This is a genomic window from Streptosporangium sandarakinum, from assembly GCF_050942225.1.
GTDB lineage: Bacteria > Actinomycetota > Actinomycetes > Streptosporangiales > Streptosporangiaceae > Streptosporangium > Streptosporangium nondiastaticum.
The window spans coordinates 3,519,517-3,539,020 of record NZ_CP192034.1 but is presented as its reverse complement, the minus strand read 5'-3'; the positions used below and the strand labels follow the sequence as shown (position 1 = coordinate 3,539,020).

Here is a 19,504-nt window from a genome sequence, read left to right as displayed (position 1 = left end):
GCGTACGGCGGGCGAGGCCGGATCACGACCGGCGGGCGGTCCGGCGCCCGCTCGCCGTACGGCACGCCCGCTTCTCGAATCCGTCCTCAGGAACCTGCGAGACGAGCTCGGCCCCGACCTCGTCGTACCGTCCGTGCGGCGGCGGAGCGACGTTCTCCTTGAGGTGGCGCATCACCACCGGGCGGACCAGGAGGCGGTTCCGAAGATCAGGGCCGGTAACCGCTCTTGTCCGCCTCGGTGATCGCGCGCAGCACCCGGGCCGGGGAGCCGACGGCGATGACCCCGGAGGGGATCGAGCGGGTGACCACGCTGCCGGAACCGATGATCGTGTCGTCGCCGATCGTCACGCTCTGGTTGATGGTGACGTCGCCGCCGATCCAGACACGGTCTCCGATCGTCACCGGCTTGGCGTAGCAGGCGCCGGCCGCGCGTTCGGCGGCGTCGATGGCGTGGTTGCTGGTGTAGATGCCGACGCGGGGGCCGAAGAGCACCCGGTGGCCGATGGTGATGCCCCCGCCGTCCAGCATGATGCAGTCGAAGTTGGCGTAGAAGTGGTCACCGATGCTGATGTTGAAACCGAACTCGCAGCGAAACGTCGGCTCGAAGTGGCAGTCCCGCCCGACCTCGCGCAGCAGGCGGCGCAGGATCGCCTCCCGGTCGTGCTGCGGCTGCCCGAAACCGTTGTTGTACTCGGTGGTCAGCAGCACGGCGCGCCGGCGTGCCTCGACGAGCTCGTCGGTGAGGTCGTTGTACATCCGGCCCGAGAGAATATGCGCGCGCTGGGCTTCAAGCGTCACTGCGTGATCCTTACTCATCGTCGGTAGGCCTTCGGGACATCCGGTTCCGGGGGGCTGGGAAGAACCGGACACCACGGATCTCGGCAGCCGATCGGCACCGCCTACCCTGCCATGGGGCGGCCTTGTCAGGGGATGAGGGAGACCTCGGGGAAGCGGGTGCCGGAGCCCTCGAACAGGTGGGTCGGCCTGCCCCGCAGGTGCAGGTCGAAGAAGGCCCCGACGTAGGCACGCTGGGCCGCCACCGAACGGCCGGGATCGATCGTGCCCACGTAGTCCGCGAGCGGCACCTTGGGGAGCTTGACCGCGATCTGCGGCAGCAGCGGCTGCAGGTCGGTGAACGAGCCGTGGGCCGCGCCCCTGAAGCGCAGCTCCCGCTTCCATCCGGTCGAGGCCCGCCAGAACGACTTCCAGCCCGGCTCGCTGTCACGCGTGTGGGTCTCGGCCGCCAGCTGCAGGAACGGCCTGGTCACGCCATATGTGGCCACCGGGCCGACATAGGCGCCGTCGAGGTTGACGCCCGCGTCCACGCGGGCGTCCTCGCGGGTCAGCTGCGCGGCGACCGACCCGCCCAGCGACTGTCCCAGCGCCCCCACCCGCGAGACGTCGGGCGCGCCGAGCATCCCCGTGGGCAGCGCGCCGCCGATCGGACGGCCGTGGGCCAGGGCGGTGACCTGGTCCAGGACGTAGCGCATATCCGCCAGGCGCGCCGCCGCGTGCTCGGCCAGCAGTTCGGCGATGACCTTCGGCGTCAGCTTCGCGGGCAGCGGCAGGGCGCGCACCAGGCGTCGGCCTGGAAACTCCACCTGGTCGGCCTCGTAGGTGTGGTCGACGGTGACGACCAGGTAGCCGCGTGAGGCCAGGTCCTCGACCAGGGTGGTGCCCAGCGTGCGCGGCCCGCCGTCTCCCGAACCGAACAGCACCACCGGCAGCTTGCCCGCACGCGGCTCGACCGGCGCGCCCACGCGGGCGTGGGTGCGTGTGGCGACCCAGGCGACGGAGCCCTTGGCGATGCCCAGGGGCGGCGCCGAGTGCCGATCCCAGTCGGCGGCGGCCAGCGGCGCCATGTGCGGCGCGAGCGGCCCACCGCCCGCCGCCGGGTACCACAGGCTGATCATCAGCTCCCGGTACGGCCTGGCCGCCACCAGCGGATCGGGCCGCGAGCGGTCGACCAGCCGCATGGCCACGGTCCCGACCGGATAGGGACCGCCGGGCGCGGGCAGGCTCACTCCGATCGGGCTCCCGGCGTCGGCGCCGGCCGCGGGCAGGGAGACCGCCAGCACCAGCACGGCCAGCCCCGCGGCCTTACCCGCGGTTTTCGAGACGGCGGACGCCGGGCTCTTGGAAACGGCGGACGGGCCGGTGGCCTCGGCACCCATCGTCCGATCCGTATTTCTCCTGGCATAGGACATGTGAAAGCTCCTCGAACGGAAAAGGATGTCCGACGAGGCTGGCAGCCCGGCACGCCCGCGGGCCAGCGGCGGAGGTCGCACGCGCGCATGCGACTTTCGGATGACGGTCATCCCCGGGGATGACCGGGAGCCGGCCCGCAGGACGCCTAGGGTGACGTGCATGGAACCAGCCGGCCATCTGGCGGCCCGTCTCACCGCGCTGAGCCGATGGTCGACCGTGCCCGCCGACGCGCTGCTCGCCGCCGCGCTGTTCCTGGCCACGCTCGGACCCGGCCAGGTGCCGGCGGGTCCCCCGTGGCTGCTCGCGCTGCAGACGGCGCTGGTGGCGCCGCTGGCCTGGAGACGGCGCGCTCCGATGACGGTCCTGGGCGCGATCGGCCTCGCCGCCGCCGTCCAGTGGGCGCTGGACGTGCAGCTTCCCGCCGACGCCGCCCTCCTGACGGCCCTGTACACGGTCGCCGCGCGCCGCCCGTTGCGCCACACCCTGCTGGCGGCGCTCGCGCTGCAGGCCGGGGTGCTGCTGGCCGCCGCCCGCTGGGCGCCGCCCGGCCGGTTCCCCTTCACCGTGGCCGCGCTGAGCGCGATGGCGGCCGCCGCCCTCATGGCCGGCCTGTGGATGCGGGCACGGCGGGCGTACGTGACCTCCTTGGAACGCGACCGCGAGCGGCGGGCACGGCTGGCCGTCGCCGAGGAACGCGCGCGGATGACCCGCGACATGCACGACATCGTCACCCACAACCTGTCGGTCATGGTGGCGCTGGCCGACAGCGCCGCCTACGTCCGCCACAGCGCGCCGGACCGGGCCGCGGCGGCGATGGAGCAGATCGCCGCGACGGGACGCCAGGCCCTGCAGGACATGCGCCGCTCCCTGGGCACCGGCCGCGGCCGCGCCGCCTCGGGCGAGGACCGCCTCCAGGAGATGCTTCGGCCTGCGCCCGGGATCGCCGAGCTCGGTCCGCTGGCCGAGCGGATGCGCGCGGCCGGGCTGGCGACGTGTGTCCGGGTGGCCGGTGATACCGAGGCGGTTCCCGCCACCGCCCAGCTGACGATCTACCGGCTGGTTCAGGAGGCGCTGACGAACACGCTGCGGCACGCGCCCGGGGCCCGTGCCGATGTGCGGGTCGAGGTGTCGTCGCGCCGCGCCGAGGTGGAGGTCACCGATGTTCGCGACCCGGCCGTGCCCGGCTCCCCTGGGCTCCTCGGCGCCGGGACCTGGGCGTCCGGGCCCCGCTCCGGGCTCCCGGGCGACGGGCGCGGGATCGCGGGCATGCGGGAACGGGTGGCCGCCTACGGCGGGACCCTGGACGCCGGGCCGGTGGCGGACGGCGGATGGCGGGTGCTGGCCGTACTGGACCTGGGGGCGCCACGATGATCCGGCTGCTGATCGCCGACGACGAGTCGCTGCTGCGGATGGCCTTCCGCATGGTCTTCGAGGCCGAGCCGGACATGGAGGTGGCCGGGGAGGCGGATGACGGCGGGCAGGCAGCCCGGCTGGCGCGGCACCTGCGTCCGGACGTGGTGCTGATGGACGTGCGCATGCCCGGCCTGGACGGCATCGAGGCCACCCGCAGGATCGTGCGCGACAGCCCGCGCTCACGCGTGCTCATCCTGACCACCTTCGATCTGGACGAGTACGCCTTCGCCGGGCTGCGGGCCGGAGCGGCCGGGTTCCTGCCGAAGAACACACGGCCGCAGGAGCTGCTGGGCGCGATCCGCGCCGTCGCGGCGGGAGAGGCGGCGCTGTCGCCACGCGTCACCCGCCGCGTGCTGGAGAGGTTCGCGCCGCAGATGACGCCGGGGCCCGCTGAGCGGGACGAACGGCTGGCGCAGCTGACCGCGCGCGAGCACGAGGTGCTGACGCAGGTGGCGCGTGGGCTGTCCAACGCCGAGGTCGCCGCGGTGTTGCATCTGGCCGAGGCGACGGTCAAGACGCATTTGAGCCGCGTACTGGTCAAGCTCGGGCTGCGTGATCGCGCCCAGGTGGTGGTCTTCGCCTACGAGAGCGGTATCGTCCGCCCCGCCGCCCCTGACCTCTGACCGCGCCGGCCTGATCGCGGTCGGCCGGCGATCCGCCGGCTTCCGGTCGCGGGCTTCCGCATGGTGGTCTCCCGTGGGGTGATCCCGCCATGTTGTCATGATCGACGAAGTGCCGAGGTGGTGCCGGTCATGTCACGACGTGGGAGTCATGGGCGTGTGGTGCCCGATCCATCGGGTCAGGGTGGCGAGGTGGTGGGATGCCAGGGGGCCGTCACCGCCCATCCGGACGCGATGGCCGGCCCCGGGGAACACCTCCGCGGTCAGTCCCGCCCGGGGGTGACGGTCCGGGCGGCACGCCGCAGCGCCGAACAGATCGAAGCCCGCTTCCACGCCAGGACGGAAGAGCGAGGACGAACTCGCCGGTGAGGCGGGTCCCGACCGCTCGCGTCCGAGGCCGCGGAGCACCGTTCCGGTGAGTCGCCCCTCGGCCGCCAGGCGTGCCACGGCCGATTGCGGCCGTTCGATGTCCCAGGGACACGGGGCCGTCGTGGTGCGACGTGTCCCAGGGCTGTCCGGTCATCCGTTCTTCCGCCTTCCGCCTTCCGCCTTCCGCCTTCCGCCTTCCGCCTTCCGCCTTCCGCCTGACAGCGTGGCGCCACTTCGGATCGGTGACTCTTAGTTGCTTCGCTGTTACATTGCGCCACGAACGGCCGTGGACACGGCCCGACAGCACCGGAGCTGCCCATGCGACGCACCATCACCACCCGGATCGGCATCCTCGCGGCGGTCGCGATGCTCGCCCTCGCCCAGCCCGCCGCGGCGAAGCAGGCCGACGACGTGAGCCCGCGCGCCACCGACGGCGACGCCTACTTCGAGTTCGACTACCCGCCGGCCCCCGAGAAGTTCATTTTCAAGCTCAGCGACCCCGCCAAGATCAAGCAGGCGCGGGACATCCTGAGCGGCGCGGAGCGGGACCGCACCCACGTCATGGGCAGGATCGTCAAGCGTCCCGCGCCCTACAACCCCGGCTGGGACTTCACCCTCGACCCGGCCACGACCTCGTTCTTCGAGGTCGCCATCGAGGTGTGCGACGCCTCGATCCGGTACGTCGAGGACCACCTCGACGAGGCGGGCGGCGCGTTCCTGCCCGGCGGCCACTGGTGCCCGTGGGGATCGCGGCTGCTGCGGGAGGTTCACGCGCCGACGGGCTGACCTCCCGGAAGGCCCCGGCGCGGTGCCGTTCGGGCACCGCGACGCCGTCCCGTGCCCGCCCGGTCCTCCAGCGGGGCGGGCACGGCCGTTTCACCGTCGGCCGCCGGACCGGCAGGCGGTCTCCCGGCCGTTCCGATCACGCGGCGGGTCTCACGCGTGATAATCCCGGCATGACCGGCATGATCGGATACTCCCGGAGATCGCTGCTCCGCCTCGGCGGGACCGTCGCGGCCGGGGCTCTGGTCCTGCCCCCGGCCGAACACCCGTGGACCGGACATCCGTGGACCGGGCACCGGGACGGCGCCCGCCGGGAAGATCCCCGGGAGGACGGCCGCTTCGTCGCGCTGCGCCGCGCCTGGCGGGACGTCACGGCGGGGTCGGGGTTCGACGCGGCGGCCGAGCCGTACCGGAGCCGGCTGGCGGAGCTGGGCGCGGCGGCGGCGCGGCACCGGGACGCCATGCGTCCGGGCACGTCGTCGCTCTGGCCCGGACTGCCGTTCCCCTCCTTCACCGCCACCCCGGCCCGGCTGCGGGCCATGGCCCGCGCGTACGCGCTGCCGGGGACCGGCCTGACCGGCGACGCGGGCCTCGCCGCGGCCGTCGCCGACGGCGTGGACCACTACCGGCGGCGGGTGTACGCGGCGGGCGCCGAGGCGACCGGCAACTGGTGGCACTGGCGGATCGGCGTCCCGCGGGCGCTCCTCGACGCGGCCCTGCTGACAGACCACCACCTGGGGGAACGACGGGCCGGAGCGCTGCTGGAGGCGGTGGACCACTTCGCGCCCGAGTGCGTCCTGGACGACTACGACGGGACGAGCACCGGGGCCAACCGGGTGGACCTGTGCACGGTGCGGCTGCTGCGCGCCGTCCTCGCCGCCGACCCGGACGGCGCGGCGCGGGCCGTCGCCGCGCTGTCTCCGGTCTTCCCCCATGTCACCGAGGGCGACGGGTTCCACCGCGACGGATCGTTCGTCCAGCACACCTGGGTCCCCTACCAGGGCACCTACGGGGCGTCGCTGCTGTCGGGGCTCGCGACCCTGTTCGCGGTGCTGCGCGGCTCGCCGTGGGAGGTCACCGACCCGAACCGGCAGGTCGTCCTCGACGCGGTGGAGAGGTCGTTCGCCCCGTTCGTCCACGACGGCCTGTGCATGGACCTCGTCAGCGGGCGCGCCGTCGGCCGCGGGCCGTACGGTGACCACGCCCGGGGACGCGCGATCGCCGCGGCGGTCCTGCTGCTGGGCGAGACGGCCTCCGCCGCCGAGCGGGCCCGCTGGCGGAGCATGGTCAAGGGGTGGGCGCTGCGCGACGCCGTCCGGCCCATGCCGCGGGCGGCCGAACGCGAGGACCTGGGGTTCCACGCCCGGCTCGTCGCGCTCCTGAACGACGACGGGGTCCCCGCCGCCGCCGAGCCCGCCGGGCACCGGCTGTTCCCGGAAAGCGCCCGCGCCGTCCACCGGGGCCGGGGCTGGTGCGCGGGCCTCAGCATGGCCTCGGACCGGATCGGCCACTACGAGCACGGCAACGGCGAGAACCTCCGCGGCTGGCACACCGGCTCCGGGATGCTCTACTGGTGGGCCGAGGGCCACGGCGACCAGTACTCCGACTTCTTCTGGGACACCGTGGACCCCTGCCGCCTGCCCGGCACGACGGTCTCCACCCGGCGGCCCGCCGACGGCACGGGCGAGGCGTGGGGAGACACCCGCCCGCCGGGCCGCTGGGTGGGCGGCGCCACCGACGGCCGGTACGCGGCGGTCGGCCAGCACCTGACCGGCCTGGAGAGCACGCTGGAGGCGTTCAAGTCCTGGTTCTTCCTCGACGACGCCGTGGTCTGCCTGGGCGCCGGGATCAGCTGCGCGGACGGCGTGCCGGTGGAGACCGTCGTGGACAACCGCAGGACCGGCGCGCGCCTCACGGTGGACCGTACGGCGGGCTGGGCGCACCTTGAGGGGCACGGCGGCTACGTGCTGCCCTGCGCCCGGCTGCGCACGCTCCGTGAGGAACGCACGGCCGCCGGGCGCGCGGTGACCAGGAGCTACGTGACGCTCTGGCTGGACCACGGCGCCGATCCCGCCTCGGCCGGCTACTTCTACCTGCTGATGCCGGGGGCGAGCCCGGACGCGACCCGGGCCCGCGCCGCCGACCCCGGCTGGGTCCGCGTGCTGGCCGGCAGCCGCCACCGGCAGGGCGTCCACGTGCCGTCGCTGGGGGTCACCGCCGTCAACTTCTGGAACGGCGGGACCGCCGGGCCGCTGACCGCCTCGGCCCCGTGCGCGGTGCTGGTCAGGGAGCGCGGCGACGGCACGGCCACGCTGACCGTCGCAGACCCCCGGCGCGACCTGGACGAGCTGACCGTGACCTGGGAGCGGCCGGTGTCGGCGGTGCCGCGCGGTCACCCGCTCCTGACCGCCGCGGCGACCGGGCGGAGGCTCACCCTCACCTGGGGCCGGCTGGCGGACCGCGAGGGCGCCTCGCACACGGTCACCGTACGGCTCGGCTAGCGTCCTCACCGCGGCGGGGACGCACGGGACGACCCCGGGCCCGCGGTGAGGTCAGCGGCGGGTGGGCACCCTGGTCCATTCGGTCGGCCAGGCCCTCTCCCCATCGGACGGCCCGCCGGGCGGGTCAGGCGCGCGAGTCGCTCAGCACCCGGAAGGTGACGCCCGCGCGGCGCAGCCGGTCGGTCAGCGCGTCGCCCATCGCCGCGGCCGGGGTGAGCTGGCCCGCCGCCTCGGGCAGGTCGTCGAAGGCCAGGCACAGGGCCGACTCGGCGAGCATCTTGGCGGTCTCGTCGTAGCCGGGGTCGCCGCCCGCGACCTCGGTGACGACGCGTTCGCCGCCGCCCCGGCCGAGGAAGGTGACCTTGAACCAGCCTTTGGCGCGCTGCTCCGGGGTGGGGCCGTCGCCCGCGGCGATCCGGCCCGCCAGCCAGGAGCGGGCCGGGGGATCTGGGCGAGTGCGGCGAGGGCCCCGGCGCCCGCGGCGAGGCCGAGCGCGGTGGGCAGCCGCCGGACGGCGACGTGGTGGCGATAGGTGAAGTCGGGGCCGTAGCGTTCCAGCGCGCGGGCCGAGCGGGCGATGATCTGCGGGTCGAGCGTGGGCAGCGGCAGCGCCCAGCCGCCGACGTGGCGGAGCGTCCCGGCGCGGCCCCGGGCGCGGCGGCCGGCGGGGCGTTCCTCGATCCGGCGGCGGGCCAGCGCGGTCTCGGCCGTACGGCGGGCACGGGAGAGCACCAGGAGCGCGGAGGCCAGGGTGCCGCCGGACGGCCGGCCGCCGGCCCGGACGAACCCGTCCATCTCGATCGGCACGCCCTCGGGGAGCCGCTTGACGGTGAAGTAGGCGCCCAGGTCGTGCGGAACGGAGTCGAACCCGCAGGCGTGCACGAGTTTCGCGCCGGTCCGCACGGCCCGGTCGTGGTGTCGGAGGTACATCAGGTCGATGAACTCCGGCTCACCGGTGATGTCGGCGTAGTGGGTGCCCGCTTCGGCGCAGGCGGCCACGACGTGCTCGCCGTGCAGGGTGTACGGGCCGACCGTGGTGGCGACGACCCTGGCCTGGCGGGCGACGTCCGCGAGCGAGGCGGGGTCGGTGACGTCGGCGTGCAGCAGCGGCAGGCCGGGGAGTCCGACGCGCTCGGCGACCGCTTCGAGCTTGGCGCGGTTACGGCCGGCGACGGCCCAGCGGACGCCGGGACCGGCGTGGCGGGCGAGGTATTCGGCGGTGAGGCCACCGGTGAAACCGGTGGCGCCGAGGAGCACGATGTCGTACGGGCGATCTTCGGGCATGGGATGAGACTCCCCGCTCCGGGAGCCGCCATGCACCCCGCCGGGATGTCCCTGACGGGTCCGTAGTGTTCCGGGGTGTTTCTGGGCGTTCCGGGGGCCTCCCGGCGCACCGGACCGCACCGGTCCGTCCGGACCGCAGCCCGCCCGGACCACACCGGTCCGTCCGTACCGCACCGGCCCGCCCGGGTCCCGGACGGGCCGGACGCCCGATCCGCGGCGGTTCCCGTCCGGCAGGTTCCAGTCATCTGTCCGATACCGGACGGGAGGTGGCCTCCGTAGCGTTCCAGTCGTGAAACTCATGGAAGCCCTGGGCTCGGCGGTCGAGCTGACGGGAGTCACCAAACGCCACGCGCACGGCGTCGTCGCCCTGGACGACGTGACCGTCTCCTTCGCGCAGGGCACGTTCACCGCCGTGATGGGACCGTCCGGCTCGGGCAAGTCGACGCTGCTGCAGTGCGCGGCCGGGTTGGAAAGGCCGACGTCGGGCCAGGTCACGCTGGACGGCAGGGACCTGACCCGGCTGCCGGAGCGGAAGCTGACGCTGCTGCGCCGCGACCGCGTCGGCTTCGTGTTCCAGGCGTTCAACCTGCTGCCCTCGCTCACCGCGGAGCAGAACGTCGCGCTGCCGCTGAAGCTGGCGGGCCGCCGGGTGGACCACGAGCTGGTACGGCGGAGCCTGGAGGCCGTCGGCCTGGGCGACCGGGCCGGGCACCGTCCCGCCGAGCTGTCGGGCGGCCAGCAGCAGCGCGTGGCCATCGCCAGGGCGCTGGCCGCCCGGCCCGCCGTCCTCTTCGGTGACGAGCCGACCGGCGCGCTGGACACCAACACCAGCCGGGACGTGCTGCGGCTGCTGCGTTCGCTGGTGGACCGGCACGCGCAGACGATCGTGATGGTCACCCACGACCCGGCGGCGGCCGCGTACGCCGACCGGGTGCTGTTCCTGGCCGACGGCCGGATCCGCGGTGAGCTGCTCGACCCGACGGCCGAGGACGTCTCCGCCCGGATGCTGCTGCTGGAGGAGTCGTGCTGAGCGTCGCGTGGAGCACCCTGCGCACCCGGCTGGTCTCCTTCCTCGGCACCTTCCTCGCCCTCGCCCTCGGCACGGCGCTGATCGCCGCGATGGGGCAGTTGCTGGCCGTCACTGTGGACTCCCCCGACCGCGGTCCGCAGCGCTACGCCGCCGCGCCGTTCGTGATCGTGCCGGACGGGCGGGTGCACGTGCGCACCTGGCGGGGCGAGCAGAGCCTGCCCCTGGTGGAGAAGGCCGGTCTGGACGCGGAGCTGGTGGCCCGTTCTCCCGGCGCCGTCGTGGACCGGGCCTTCCCGGCCCGGCTCGCGGGCGGGCCGGACGTGACGGGCCGGCCCTGGGCGGCGCGCCGTACGGCGCCGCAGCGGCTTCTCGCGGGGCGGGCGCCGCGGAGCCCGCGGGAGATCGCGGTGAGCACCGGGGCGCGTGTGGGCGACACGGTGACCGTGCTCACCCGGGCTGGGGCCGAGTCGTACACCGTGGTGGGGGTGACGGACGGCCCGCCCACCGTGTTCTTCACCGACCGGCGGGCCGCCGCCCTGTCGCCGCGCGTCGACGCGCTCGCCCTGTGGAGCGCGCCGGGCGGCGCGCTCCCGCCGGGGACGCGGCTCCTCACCGGGCAGGATCGGGCGCTGGCGGACCCGAGCCGGGAGGACGACGCGCGGGCGCGCGACAACGCCGTCACGATCGTCGGCATCGCCGCCGGGTTCGCCGTGTTCATCGCGGTCTTCGTGGTGTCCTCGACGTTCGCGTTCGCGGTCGCGCAGCGGCGCCGGGAGTTCGCGCTGCTGCGGACCCTCGGCGCGACCCGCCGCCAGGTGCGCCTCATGGTGTACGGCGAGGCGTTGCTCGTCGCCGTGGCCGCCTCCGCGCTGGGCGCGCCGGCCGGTCCGGTGCTCGCCGGGCCCATCCTGGACCGGCTGGTGGGTCTCGGGATGGCGCCGTCGTGGCTGGTGCCGGGCACATACACCTGGCCGTCCGTCACCGCCTTCTGCGTCGGCGCGGTGGTCGCGCTGGCCGGGGTGGCCGTCGCGGCGGCGCGGGCCGGGCGCGTCCATCCGGCGGAGGCCATGCGTGAGGCGGTGGTCGAGCCCGGCGTGATGACCTGGGGGCGCCGGATCCTCGGGGTGGGGCTGCTCGGCTCCGCCCTGGCCTCCATGGTGGTGACCGCGGTGCGCGATCCGCTGAGCGCCGCGAACGACAAGTCCTTCATGCCGGTCGTGATGCTGCTGGTGACGGCCGCCGGGCTGCTCGCCCCGGCCGTCGTGCGGCCCGTCACCCGGCTGGTCGCCGCGCCGCTGGGCCGGCTCCGCGGCGCGGGCGCCACCGTGGTGACGGCGTCGGCCACCGCCTCCGCCCGGCGGACCGCGGCGACCGCGGCGCCCGTGCTGGTCGCGGTCGGACTGGCCACCGCGCTGCTCGGCGCGGCCGCGATGAACGACGCGGCCAAGGCGGCGATGCGGACGGCGCCGGTCAGGGCCGACTATCTGGTGCTGCCCGAGGGGGCGGCGGGCCTGGACGACCGGCTCCTCGGCCGTCTGCGGGACGTGCCCGGCGTGGAGGTCGTCGCCGCGGCGCCGACCGGCGTCTACACCCTTGAGGGCGCGACCGCGCTGATCAGGCGGCCCGCCGAGGCGATGGACCCGGCGGGACTGGTGAACGTGCTGGACCCGCCGGTGACCGCGGGGTCGTTGACGGCGCTGAACGACCGGACCATCGCGGTCTCCGAGACCTGGGAGCTGGCGCTGGGCGACACCGCGAAGCTGTGGCGGGCCGACGGCAGCCAGGTGTCGCTCAAGGTGGTCGCGCTGCTCGGCGCCGGATCCCCGGCCGACTCCTACGTCACCCCCGCGCACGCCTTCTCCGCGCCGGTGACCACCGCGTACGTGCGGCTGCGGCCGGGCACCTCTCCGGACGCGGCCGGGTCCGCGCTGCGGCGCGCCGCGGCCGGGCACGACGTCCGGGTGCTCACCAGGGACGCCTGGGCCCGCGCGACGGGCGACCGGCACGGCTCGGCCAGCCGCCTCGGGCTGCTGGTGGTGCTCGGGATCATCCTCGCCTACACCGCGATCGCGCTGGTCAACACCCTGCTGATGGCGGCGTCGGACCGGACGGCGGAGCGGGCGGCGCTGCGGCTGCTGGGCGCGACCCGCGGCCAGGTGCTGCGGTACGCCATGGGCGAGTCGCTGCTGGTGGTGGCCGTCGGCGTGGTGCTGGCCGCCGCCGTCGCCGCGGTCGGCCTGGCGGGGCTGTGGGGCTCGCTGGTGCAGATCGCCGGGCCGGTCGCGGTCAGCCTGCCGTGGCCCGAGGTCGGCGCGGTGGCCGCCGGGTGCGCGGTGCTGGCGGCCCTGGCCGCCGCGGTGCCGCTGCTGCGCCGGGACTGAACCGGGGCTGCGCCGGGGCCGAGCTGGGGCTGAGCCGCCGCGGCCGGGGCGCGGCGGCGGACCGCCGCTCCGGACCGGAGTCGGGGCCGGACCGGAGTCGGGGCCAGACCGGGGTCAGGGCCGGACCGGAGTCGGGGCCGGAGCCGCTGGGCGGGTGAGTCCGGAGTCCGGTCAGTGGCTTTGGGCGATCACCGTCAGCCGTGGTGGCCGCGTTCCTCGGCGAGGCGGTGCGGCACCCTCGCCAGCCGCAGGAAGGTCACCAGCCCGACACCGCCGACGAGGTTGCCCATGACGGCCCAGCCCAACGCCGCCAGCCAGTCCAGGTAGCCGAACGGAGCCTGGCCGGTGATCAGGGCGGTGAACATCAGGATCGAGTCCAGCACACTGTGGAACAGCTGGCCTCCGGCCAGCAGAGCGCCGAACAACACGGCGGGCACCAACCGGACCCCGAGACTGTCGGTGGCGTGCTGCATCCGGGTCATCAACGTGATCACCATGCCGGCCAGCACCGCCAGAGAGAACGACTGCAGGTTCATCCCCAGATCCGCGAAGTGGGTGCCGGCCTCCACGGCGGTCGGATGCAGCCGGGGAAAGGCCTGCATGATCAACCAGGCGATTCCCCACCCACCGGCCAGGTTGGCCACCAGCGATACCGCCCACAACCTGGCCAGTCCGCCCACGGATCCATGCCGCGCCGCGACCGCGGCCACCGGCACCAGGAAGTTCTCGGTGAACAACTCGCTGCGGGCCAGCACCAGCGCGACGAAACCGATGCTGAACGCCGGTCCGGCCAGAACCGCCGACCCGCTCGCCTCCTTGACCAGCAGGTACGCCAGCACCCCGGTGCCGATGTCGATCCCACCGAGCAGGCCGGTCACCACCAGCGTCGACCACGGCCGCGCCAACCGCCCCGAACCCTCACTGACCAGGCGGTCGAAGGCATCCTCGAGCTCGGGCTCCGGCTCCACCGGGGGCTGCGTCAGCCCGTCACCATGACGGTAACCGGACTCCGAAGACTCACTCACCGAGACGTCATGCCCCTTGCGGCGGCCGCTACCCCTCGCACACCCGGACCTACTCGTCTAGGTCGCGGCGTCGGGGTCCAGGTCCGGGCCGAGACGTGCCAGTTCCACCCGGGAGGAGACGCCGAGCTTGGGAAAGGCCCGGTAGAGGTGGTGGCTGACGGTCTTGGGGCTGACGAAGAGCCTGGCGCCGATCTCCCGGTTCGTCAGGCCCGTCACGGCCAGCCGTACGATCTGCAGTTCCTGGGGCGACAGCGCGGCCAGCCGGTCGGAGGCGGCGGGCGCCGCGGTGGCCTCACCCGCGGCGCGCAGCTCGGCGGCGGCCCGCCGTGCCCACGGGCCGGCGCCGAGCCGCTGGAAGGTCTCCAGCGCGGCCCGCAGGTGGGGCCGGGCGTCGCGCCTGCGACGCTCGCGGCGCAGCCACTCGCCGTAGCCGAGCTCGGCCCTGGCCCGCTCCAGCGGGCGGCCGTGCGGCCGCAGTGCGGCGGAGAAGATCTCGTCGTCCGGCTCCAGCAGGGCACGGCAGCGGGCCAGCACCGCGTCGGCCCAGTCGAGCCGCGCGACGTCCGCCCACTCCGCCAGGCGTTCCAGCGGCTCCTTCGCGCGGTCCGGCAGGCCCGCCCGCACGGCGGCCTCGATCTGGTCGGGGGCGAAGTAGACCGCCTGGATCTGGTGGCGCACCGGCCCGGCCAGGGCGGCCTCCAGCCGGTCCAGCGCCCGCGTGTGGCGGCCGAGACTCAGGTCGAGTGCCGCCAGCGCCCACTCCGACCAGGCCAGGCCGTTGGCGATCCCGGTCGCGGCGAAGTGGTCGGCGCAGCGGACGGCCAGCCCGGCGCAGCGGTCCTCGTCGCCCTCGACGGCGGCGATCCAGGCGAGGATGCCCTCCAGGTAGCCGGTGCGGTGCGGCTGGCCGGTGTCGGTGGCGATGCGCAGCCCCTCCGCGGCGTCGGCGGCGGCGCTGCGGAACCGGCCGAGGTAGAGCTCGGCCCCGGCGAGCGTGACGTAGGCGATCGGCAGCAGGCCGGTCATGCCGAGCGTCCTGCACTCCTCGACCAGCGCGACGGAGATCTGCCGCTGTGTCTCGAACTCGCCGACGAGTCCCGCCACGAACGCGCCGTTGATCCGCAGGCCGTAGGAGCCGCGTTCGATGCCGCGGGCGTCGCGCGCCAGGGGGCGCATGGCCGGCAGCGCCCCGGCCGGGCCGGCGTTCAGCGACACGGCGGCGGCCTCGACCGCGTCCACCGCGGCGTCCAGGCCGTCCTCCGGGCGCAGGCGCAGGCGGCGGAGCCGTGCCGCCGCCTCCTCGACCCGCCGCGGGTCGCTGAGCTGCCAGGCGTTGCGTCCGGCGTCGACGAGCATGAGGCCGGCCGCCGCCGGGTCGAGCTCGGCGACCCGGTCGGCTCCGGAGAGCAGGATGTCGTGCGCGGTGTGGACGGAGCCGCGTTCGAAGGCGATCCTGGCGCGCAGTTCGGCGAGCCTGGCGATGGAGCGCGGCTCCTCGACGAGGCGGACGGCCCGTTCGGCCAGCGCCTGTGCCCGCTCCGGCAGCCCCGCGTCGGCGGCGGCCACGGCCGCCTCGGTCAGCCGCCTGGCCAGCGGCCCGGGATCGGCGGTGAGCTCGGCGGCGCGTTCGAGGGCGGCCGCCGCGGCCGCGTGGCCGTGCCGTTCCCTGGCGCGCCCGGCGGAGCGCTCCAGCGCCGCCGCGGCCTGCTCGTCGGGGCCGAACGCGGCGGCGGCCAGGTGCCAGGCCCGCCTGTCGTCCTCGCCGTCCAGCGCGTCGGCCAGCGCCCGGTGTACGGCGAGCCGCCTGTCGAAGGGGCGGAGTGCGTGGCGGCGGCCCGCATGAGGGGGTGGACGAAGGCGGCGGCGCCCCCGCCGACGGTGAGGAACCCGGCGCGTTCCGCCACGCCGAGGTCCGCCGCGCCCAGCCCGAGCCGTCCGGCGGCGCGCAGCACGGTGCCCAGGTCACCGGTGTCCTCGGCGGCGACGAGGAGGATCATCGACCGGGCGCCGTCCGGCAGCCCCGCGATGCGGGCCTCGTACGCCTCCTGGATCCTGCGGGGCAGCGGCATCGGGGTGAACGGATCGGCGGTGCGCGGCAGCTCGATCAGCGCCAGCGGGTTGCCGCGGCTCTCGGTCAGGACGCGGTTCCTGACCCCCTCGGCCAGGTGCGGGTCGCGTTCGGCCAGCAGCTCGGCCGCCGCCCCGGCGTCCAGCGGTCCCAGCCGCCGCCCCGGCAGGCCGGGGGCGTCGAACCCGTCACGCGCGGCGAAGACCAGCGCGACGCCCTCGGCGTCGAGCCTTCTGGCCGCGAACAGCAAGGCGTCCGCCGACGCCCGGTCCAGCCAGTGGGCGTCGTCCACCAGGCAGAGCAGCGGACCGTCCTCGGCGATCTCCGACAGCAGGGACAGCGTGGCGAGCCCGATGAGGAAGCGGTCGTCCCCGGCGGCGTCGCCCAGGCCGAGCGCGCCGTTCAGCGCGAGCGCCTGCGGCCCGGGAAGCGCCCGGACGCGGGTCAGCTCCGGCCGCAGCAGCTGGTGCAGTGCGGCGAACGGCATCTCGGCCTCGGTCTCCACCCCGGTGCTGCGCAGCACCCGCAAGCCCTCCGCGCGGGCGGCCGCGTACTCCAGCAGGGCGCTCTTGCCGATGCCCGGGTCACCCTGGAGCACCAGGGAGCCGCTGCGTCCGGTCCGCGCCGCCGCCAGGAGGTCGTCGAGGACCCGCTGGTCCTCGTCCCTCCCCTTGAGCGGGGGCGTCGCCGCGGACGCGGGCGGCCCTCCCCCAGGTGAGACCGGCCTGTCGGACGCGGACGGCGGTCGAGCCGGCGGCGGGACGGGCGACGGGGGGCACGGCGTGATCACCGCAGCAGAATAAAACCTGTCCAGGGACCGGGATGGCATCCTCCGGTTCGGCTCAGGAACGCCTCGACCTATAGGTTCGTTGCAAAAAACAGACATTTTCCTGAACGAACGAAGGGTTGGGAACGGTGGAGGTCGAGCAGACGGCGCTGCCCGGAATCGGTTTGCGGCACGAGTTCACCACGCGGTCGGGGCGCCGGGTCGGGGTCGTCTCCCACCGGACGGGACGCCGCGACCTGGTCATATACGACCGCGACGATCCCGACCGGGCATGCGAGGCCGTGAAACTCAACGACGAGGAGGCCGACGTCCTCTGCGAGCTGCTCGGCGCCCCGCGCATCGTGCAGCGCCTCAACGACCTGCACCGGGAGGTCGAGGGCCTGGTCAGCGTCCAGCTCCCGGTGCTGGCCGGCACGCCGTACGCCGGGCGGACCATGGGGGACGCGCGGGTCCGCAGCCGCACCGGCGCCTCCATCGTGGCCGTGGTCCGCGGAGGCCAGGTGTTCGCCAGCCCCGGACCCGACTTCGGGCTCGCCGCCGACGACGTGATCGTCGTGGTGGGCAGTCCGGAGAGCACCTCCGCCGTCGCCGACATCCTCACCAACGGATAGGCCACCGGGTGCACGACATCGCGATACTTTTCCTCGAACTCGGTGCCGTCCTCCTCGGGCTCGGCATCCTCGGCGCGCTGGCCATGCGCGTCGGCATCTCTCCCATCCCGCTCTACCTCCTCGCCGGCCTGGCGTTCGGCCAGGGCGGCATCCTGCCCCTGGCCACCAGCGAGGAGTTCATCTCGGTCGGCGCCGAACTCGGCGTCATCCTGCTGCTTCTCACCCTCGGCCTGGAGTACAACGCCGACGAGCTCCTGACGAGCCTCAAGGGCAACGCCCCGGCCGGCCTCGTCGACCTGGTGCTCAACGCGGCGCCCGGCGCGATCTGCGCGCTGCTGCTGGGCTGGGGCCCGGTCGCGGCGGTCGCCATGGCCGGCGTGACGTACGCCACCTCCTCGGGCATCACCGCCAAAGTCCTGTCGGACCTGGGGTGGATCGGTAACCGCGAGACCCCGGTGGTGCTGTCGCTGCTGGTCTTCGAGGACCTCACCATGGCGATCTACCTGCCGGTCCTCACCGCCATGCTGGCCGGGCTGAGCCTCGCCGCCGGCGCGGTCACCGTGGCGATCGCGCTGGGCACGGTCAGCGTCGTGCTGGTGGTGGCGCTGCGCTTCGGCCGGTTCATCGAGTCCTTCGTCTCCAGCCCCAACTCCGAGGTGCTGATGCTGAAGGTCGTCGGGCTGGCGCTGCTGGTCGCCGGGGTGGCGCAGCAGCTTCAGGTGTCGGCCGCGGTCGGCGCCTTCCTGGTCGGCATCGCGCTGTCCGGGCAGCTGGCCCACGACGCCCAGGCGCTGCTGAGCCCGCTGCGCGACCTGTTCGCCGCGGTGTTCTTCGTCTTCTTCGGGCTGCAGACCGACCCGACCAAGATGGGGCCGGTCGCGGGGCTGGCGGCGCTGCTCGCGCTGGTCAGCATGATCACCAAGCTGCTCACCGGCTTCTACGCCGCCCGGCGGGCGGGGATCGCCCGGGCGGGCCGGGCGCGGGCGGGCATCGCGCTCATCCCGCGCGGCGAGTTCAACATCGTGATCGCGGGGCTGGCGGTCTCGGCGGGGGTCCATCCGGACCTCGGCCCGCTGGCCGCGGCGTACGTGCTCATCCTCGCGGCGTTCGGCCCGCTGGCGGCCCGGCTGGTCCAGCCGCTCATCACCGCCATCGCCAACCGGGCCTGACCCCGGCGGCACCGTACGGCCCGGCGCGCCACGCGCCGGGCCGTACGCATGTCCGGACCGACCGGACCGACCGGCCCCGCCGGCCCCGCCGGCCCCGCGCGTCGGCGGACCCGTCCCCGGACGGGCACCGTACGGCCCGGCCGCCGGGTCCCGGCATCGATCCCCCGGCAGTCCTCGACGGGACCGTCCGTCCCCACCGCGGTCCGCCGATCTGGTAGGCATTTGCGCATGATCCGTTCCCTGGCGCTCCTCACCGCGACCCTCCCCCTCCTGGCGTCCGCCGTCCCCGCCTTCGCGGCGGCTCCGGCCGCGCCACACGTCCCGGCCGGGGTGGCCGCCGGCTACGCGGTCTTCGACCGGCAGACCGGCAGGCTCACCGCCCACCGCGACGCGCACCGGAGGTTCCGGTCGGCCTCGGTGGTGAAGATCATGATCGCCATCGACTACCTGGAGTCGCACCGGAAGGTCCCCGCCCGGGATCTCGCCCTGCTGAAGGTGATGCTGCGGGTCAGCGACGACGACGCGGCGTCGGCGTTCTGGGACCGGGGCGGCAAGGGGAGGCTCATCGAGCGGACGGCGCGGAGGCTGGGGCTGACCGACACCGCTCCGCCGCCCGCCGACAAGCCGGGGTTCTGGGGCTACACCTCGCTGAGCGCGCTGGACACGGTGCGCGTCTACCGCTACCTGCTCGACCGGGCCGAGCCGCGGGTCTCCGACCTGATCCTCGGCCACCTGCGCCGGGCCGGGCAGTGCGGTTCCGACGGCTTCGACCAGTACTTCGGCATCCCCCGCGGGGTCGCCCGGCCGTGGGCGGTCAAGCAGGGCTGGTCGGGGTACGGCCTCAGGCCGCCGGTCCGGTGCCGGCCGTCGTCTCCGGCGGCCCCGGGAGCGCCGGGTTCACCGGGTTCACCGGGATCACAGTCGGTTCCGGTTCCCTCGGCGGTCCCGGCCGCCGCGGAGGCTCCGGCGCCTCCCGGGCGCCCGGCCGGCGCCCCCGCCCCGGCCGGGCCCGTCTCCGGCGTCCCGGTGCCGGTCGCCCCGGCGGACGCCGCCGGGCCGGCCGCCCCCGGGTCCGCGCCCAGGATCGTTCCGGACTACGGCCGACCCGTCTTGCACACCACCGGGCTGGTCGGCCCGAAGGAACGCTGGATCATGGTCCTGCTCACCGCTTACCCCGCCGGGACCTCCTGGCAGCGCTCGACGTCCCAGATCACCCGGCTCGCCCGGGAGGTCTACCGCGCCGGGACCTCCTGAGC

Annotated in this window: 15 protein-coding genes and 1 pseudogene; 9 read left to right on the top strand and 7 right to left on the bottom strand. The window is 75.0% G+C overall.

Translation table 11 applies throughout. The features are described 5' to 3' along the window. Nucleotides 1–22 precede the first annotated feature (22 nt). The 3 genes from ACQP10_RS16235 to ACQP10_RS16225 form a co-directional block, all read right to left on the bottom strand. Nucleotides 23–178, bottom strand: a complete 156-nt coding sequence (locus ACQP10_RS16235) for a hypothetical protein (protein ID WP_346019882.1) — start codon at nt 176–178, stop codon at nt 23–25. Nucleotides 179–206: 28 nt separating this feature from the next. After that, on the bottom strand, nt 207–797 hold the full coding sequence (locus ACQP10_RS16230; protein WP_346019883.1) for a sugar O-acetyltransferase: 591 nt from the start codon (nt 795–797) through the stop codon (nt 207–209). A gap of 125 nt (nt 798–922) precedes the next feature. Next, nucleotides 923–2,173 carry an alpha/beta hydrolase family protein gene (locus ACQP10_RS16225; protein ID WP_346019884.1) on the bottom strand — a complete coding sequence of 417 codons (1,251 nt, stop codon included), beginning with the start codon at nt 2,171–2,173 and terminating at the stop codon, nt 923–925. Nucleotides 2,174–2,366: 193 nt separating this feature from the next. Here ACQP10_RS16225 and ACQP10_RS16220 point away from each other — a divergent pair, with 193 nt between their 5' ends. The 4 genes from ACQP10_RS16220 to ACQP10_RS16205 all read left to right on the top strand — a co-directional run bounded on the left by ACQP10_RS16220 (nt 2,367) and on the right by ACQP10_RS16205 (nt 7,893). Beyond that, nucleotides 2,367–3,578 carry a sensor histidine kinase gene (locus tag ACQP10_RS16220; RefSeq protein ID WP_433541650.1) on the top strand — a complete coding sequence of 404 codons (1,212 nt, stop codon included), beginning with the start codon at nt 2,367–2,369 and terminating at the stop codon, nt 3,576–3,578. Further along, nucleotides 3,575–4,243 carry a response regulator gene (locus tag ACQP10_RS16215; RefSeq protein WP_433541649.1) on the top strand — a complete coding sequence of 223 codons (669 nt, stop codon included), beginning with the start codon at nt 3,575–3,577 and terminating at the stop codon, nt 4,241–4,243. Before ACQP10_RS16220 ends, ACQP10_RS16215 begins: the two co-directional genes overlap by 4 nt. Nucleotides 4,244–4,927: 684 nt before the next feature. Continuing rightward, a complete protein-coding gene (locus ACQP10_RS16210) occupies nt 4,928–5,395 on the top strand; it encodes a calmodulin-binding protein (protein WP_433541648.1) in 468 nt (155 codons plus the stop codon). Nucleotides 5,396–5,565: 170 nt separating this feature from the next. Continuing rightward, nucleotides 5,566–7,893 (top strand): polysaccharide lyase 8 family protein, encoded by a 2,328-nt coding sequence (locus tag ACQP10_RS16205; RefSeq protein WP_433541647.1) that lies wholly within the window; start codon nt 5,566–5,568, stop codon nt 7,891–7,893. A 124-nt stretch (nt 7,894–8,017) separates the two neighbouring features. On the opposite strand, the pseudogene ACQP10_RS16200 reads toward ACQP10_RS16205, so the two are convergent. Then, nucleotides 8,018–9,177 (bottom strand): annotated as a pseudogene (locus tag ACQP10_RS16200) (saccharopine dehydrogenase family protein). A gap of 298 nt (nt 9,178–9,475) precedes the next feature. Between ACQP10_RS16200 and ACQP10_RS16195 the strand changes: the two are divergent. Further along, on the top strand, nt 9,476–10,207 hold the full coding sequence (locus ACQP10_RS16195) for an ABC transporter ATP-binding protein (RefSeq protein ID WP_346019923.1): 732 nt from the start codon (nt 9,476–9,478) through the stop codon (nt 10,205–10,207). Next, nucleotides 10,201–12,588, top strand: a complete 2,388-nt coding sequence (locus ACQP10_RS16190) for an FtsX-like permease family protein (RefSeq protein ID WP_433541646.1) — start codon at nt 10,201–10,203, stop codon at nt 12,586–12,588. Before ACQP10_RS16195 ends, ACQP10_RS16190 begins: the two co-directional genes overlap by 7 nt. A 194-nt stretch (nt 12,589–12,782) precedes the next feature. Here ACQP10_RS16190 and ACQP10_RS16185 read toward each other — a convergent pair whose 3' ends face one another. Genes ACQP10_RS16185 through ACQP10_RS16175 form a run of 3 tightly spaced genes read right to left on the bottom strand, consistent with a single transcriptional unit; the run spans nt 12,783 to nt 16,471 of the window. Next, nucleotides 12,783–13,613, bottom strand: a complete 831-nt coding sequence (locus ACQP10_RS16185) for a formate/nitrite transporter family protein (protein ID WP_346019890.1) — start codon at nt 13,611–13,613, stop codon at nt 12,783–12,785. A gap of 57 nt (nt 13,614–13,670) precedes the next feature. Further along, nucleotides 13,671–15,179, bottom strand: coding sequence for a helix-turn-helix transcriptional regulator (locus ACQP10_RS16180; protein WP_433541645.1), 1,509 nt, complete (start codon nt 15,177–15,179; stop codon nt 13,671–13,673). 11 nt (nt 15,180–15,190) lie between these two features. Beyond that, nucleotides 15,191–16,471, bottom strand: a complete 1,281-nt coding sequence (locus ACQP10_RS16175; RefSeq protein ID WP_433541644.1) for an AAA family ATPase — start codon at nt 16,469–16,471, stop codon at nt 15,191–15,193. Between the two features lie 125 nt (nt 16,472–16,596). Here ACQP10_RS16175 and ACQP10_RS16170 point away from each other — a divergent pair, with 125 nt between their 5' ends. From ACQP10_RS16170 to ACQP10_RS16160, 3 genes are all read left to right on the top strand, one after another. After that, entirely contained in the window at nt 16,597–17,079 is a 483-nt protein-coding gene (locus ACQP10_RS16170; RefSeq protein WP_179817738.1) for a cation:proton antiporter regulatory subunit, read from the top strand. A gap of 8 nt (nt 17,080–17,087) precedes the next feature. Then, on the top strand, nt 17,088–18,248 hold the full coding sequence (locus ACQP10_RS16165; RefSeq protein ID WP_346019892.1) for a cation:proton antiporter: 1,161 nt from the start codon (nt 17,088–17,090) through the stop codon (nt 18,246–18,248). 228 nt (nt 18,249–18,476) lie between these two features. After that, on the top strand, nt 18,477–19,502 hold the full coding sequence (locus tag ACQP10_RS16160; RefSeq protein WP_433541643.1) for a hypothetical protein: 1,026 nt from the start codon (nt 18,477–18,479) through the stop codon (nt 19,500–19,502). Nucleotides 19,503–19,504: the final 2 nt, after the last annotated feature.

What these genes read in the sequence shown, in the direction of transcription:
- ACQP10_RS16220 (WP_433541650.1), top strand. Translation starts at nt 2,367, where the DNA reads ATGGAACCAGCCGGCCATCTGGCGGCCCGTCTCACCGCGCTGAGCCGA.
- ACQP10_RS16205 (WP_433541647.1), top strand. Translation starts at nt 5,566, where the DNA reads ATGACCGGCATGATCGGATACTCCCGGAGATCGCTGCTCCGCCTCGGC.
- ACQP10_RS16160 (WP_433541643.1), top strand. Translation starts at nt 18,477, where the DNA reads ATGATCCGTTCCCTGGCGCTCCTCACCGCGACCCTCCCCCTCCTGGCG.
- ACQP10_RS16225 (WP_346019884.1), bottom strand. Translation starts at nt 2,173, where the DNA reads ATGGGTGCCGAGGCCACCGGCCCGTCCGCCGTTTCCAAGAGCCCGGCG.
- ACQP10_RS16215 (WP_433541649.1), top strand. Translation starts at nt 3,575, where the DNA reads ATGATCCGGCTGCTGATCGCCGACGACGAGTCGCTGCTGCGGATGGCC.
- ACQP10_RS16210 (WP_433541648.1), top strand. Translation starts at nt 4,928, where the DNA reads ATGCGACGCACCATCACCACCCGGATCGGCATCCTCGCGGCGGTCGCG.
- ACQP10_RS16195 (WP_346019923.1), top strand. Translation starts at nt 9,476, where the DNA reads ATGGAAGCCCTGGGCTCGGCGGTCGAGCTGACGGGAGTCACCAAACGC.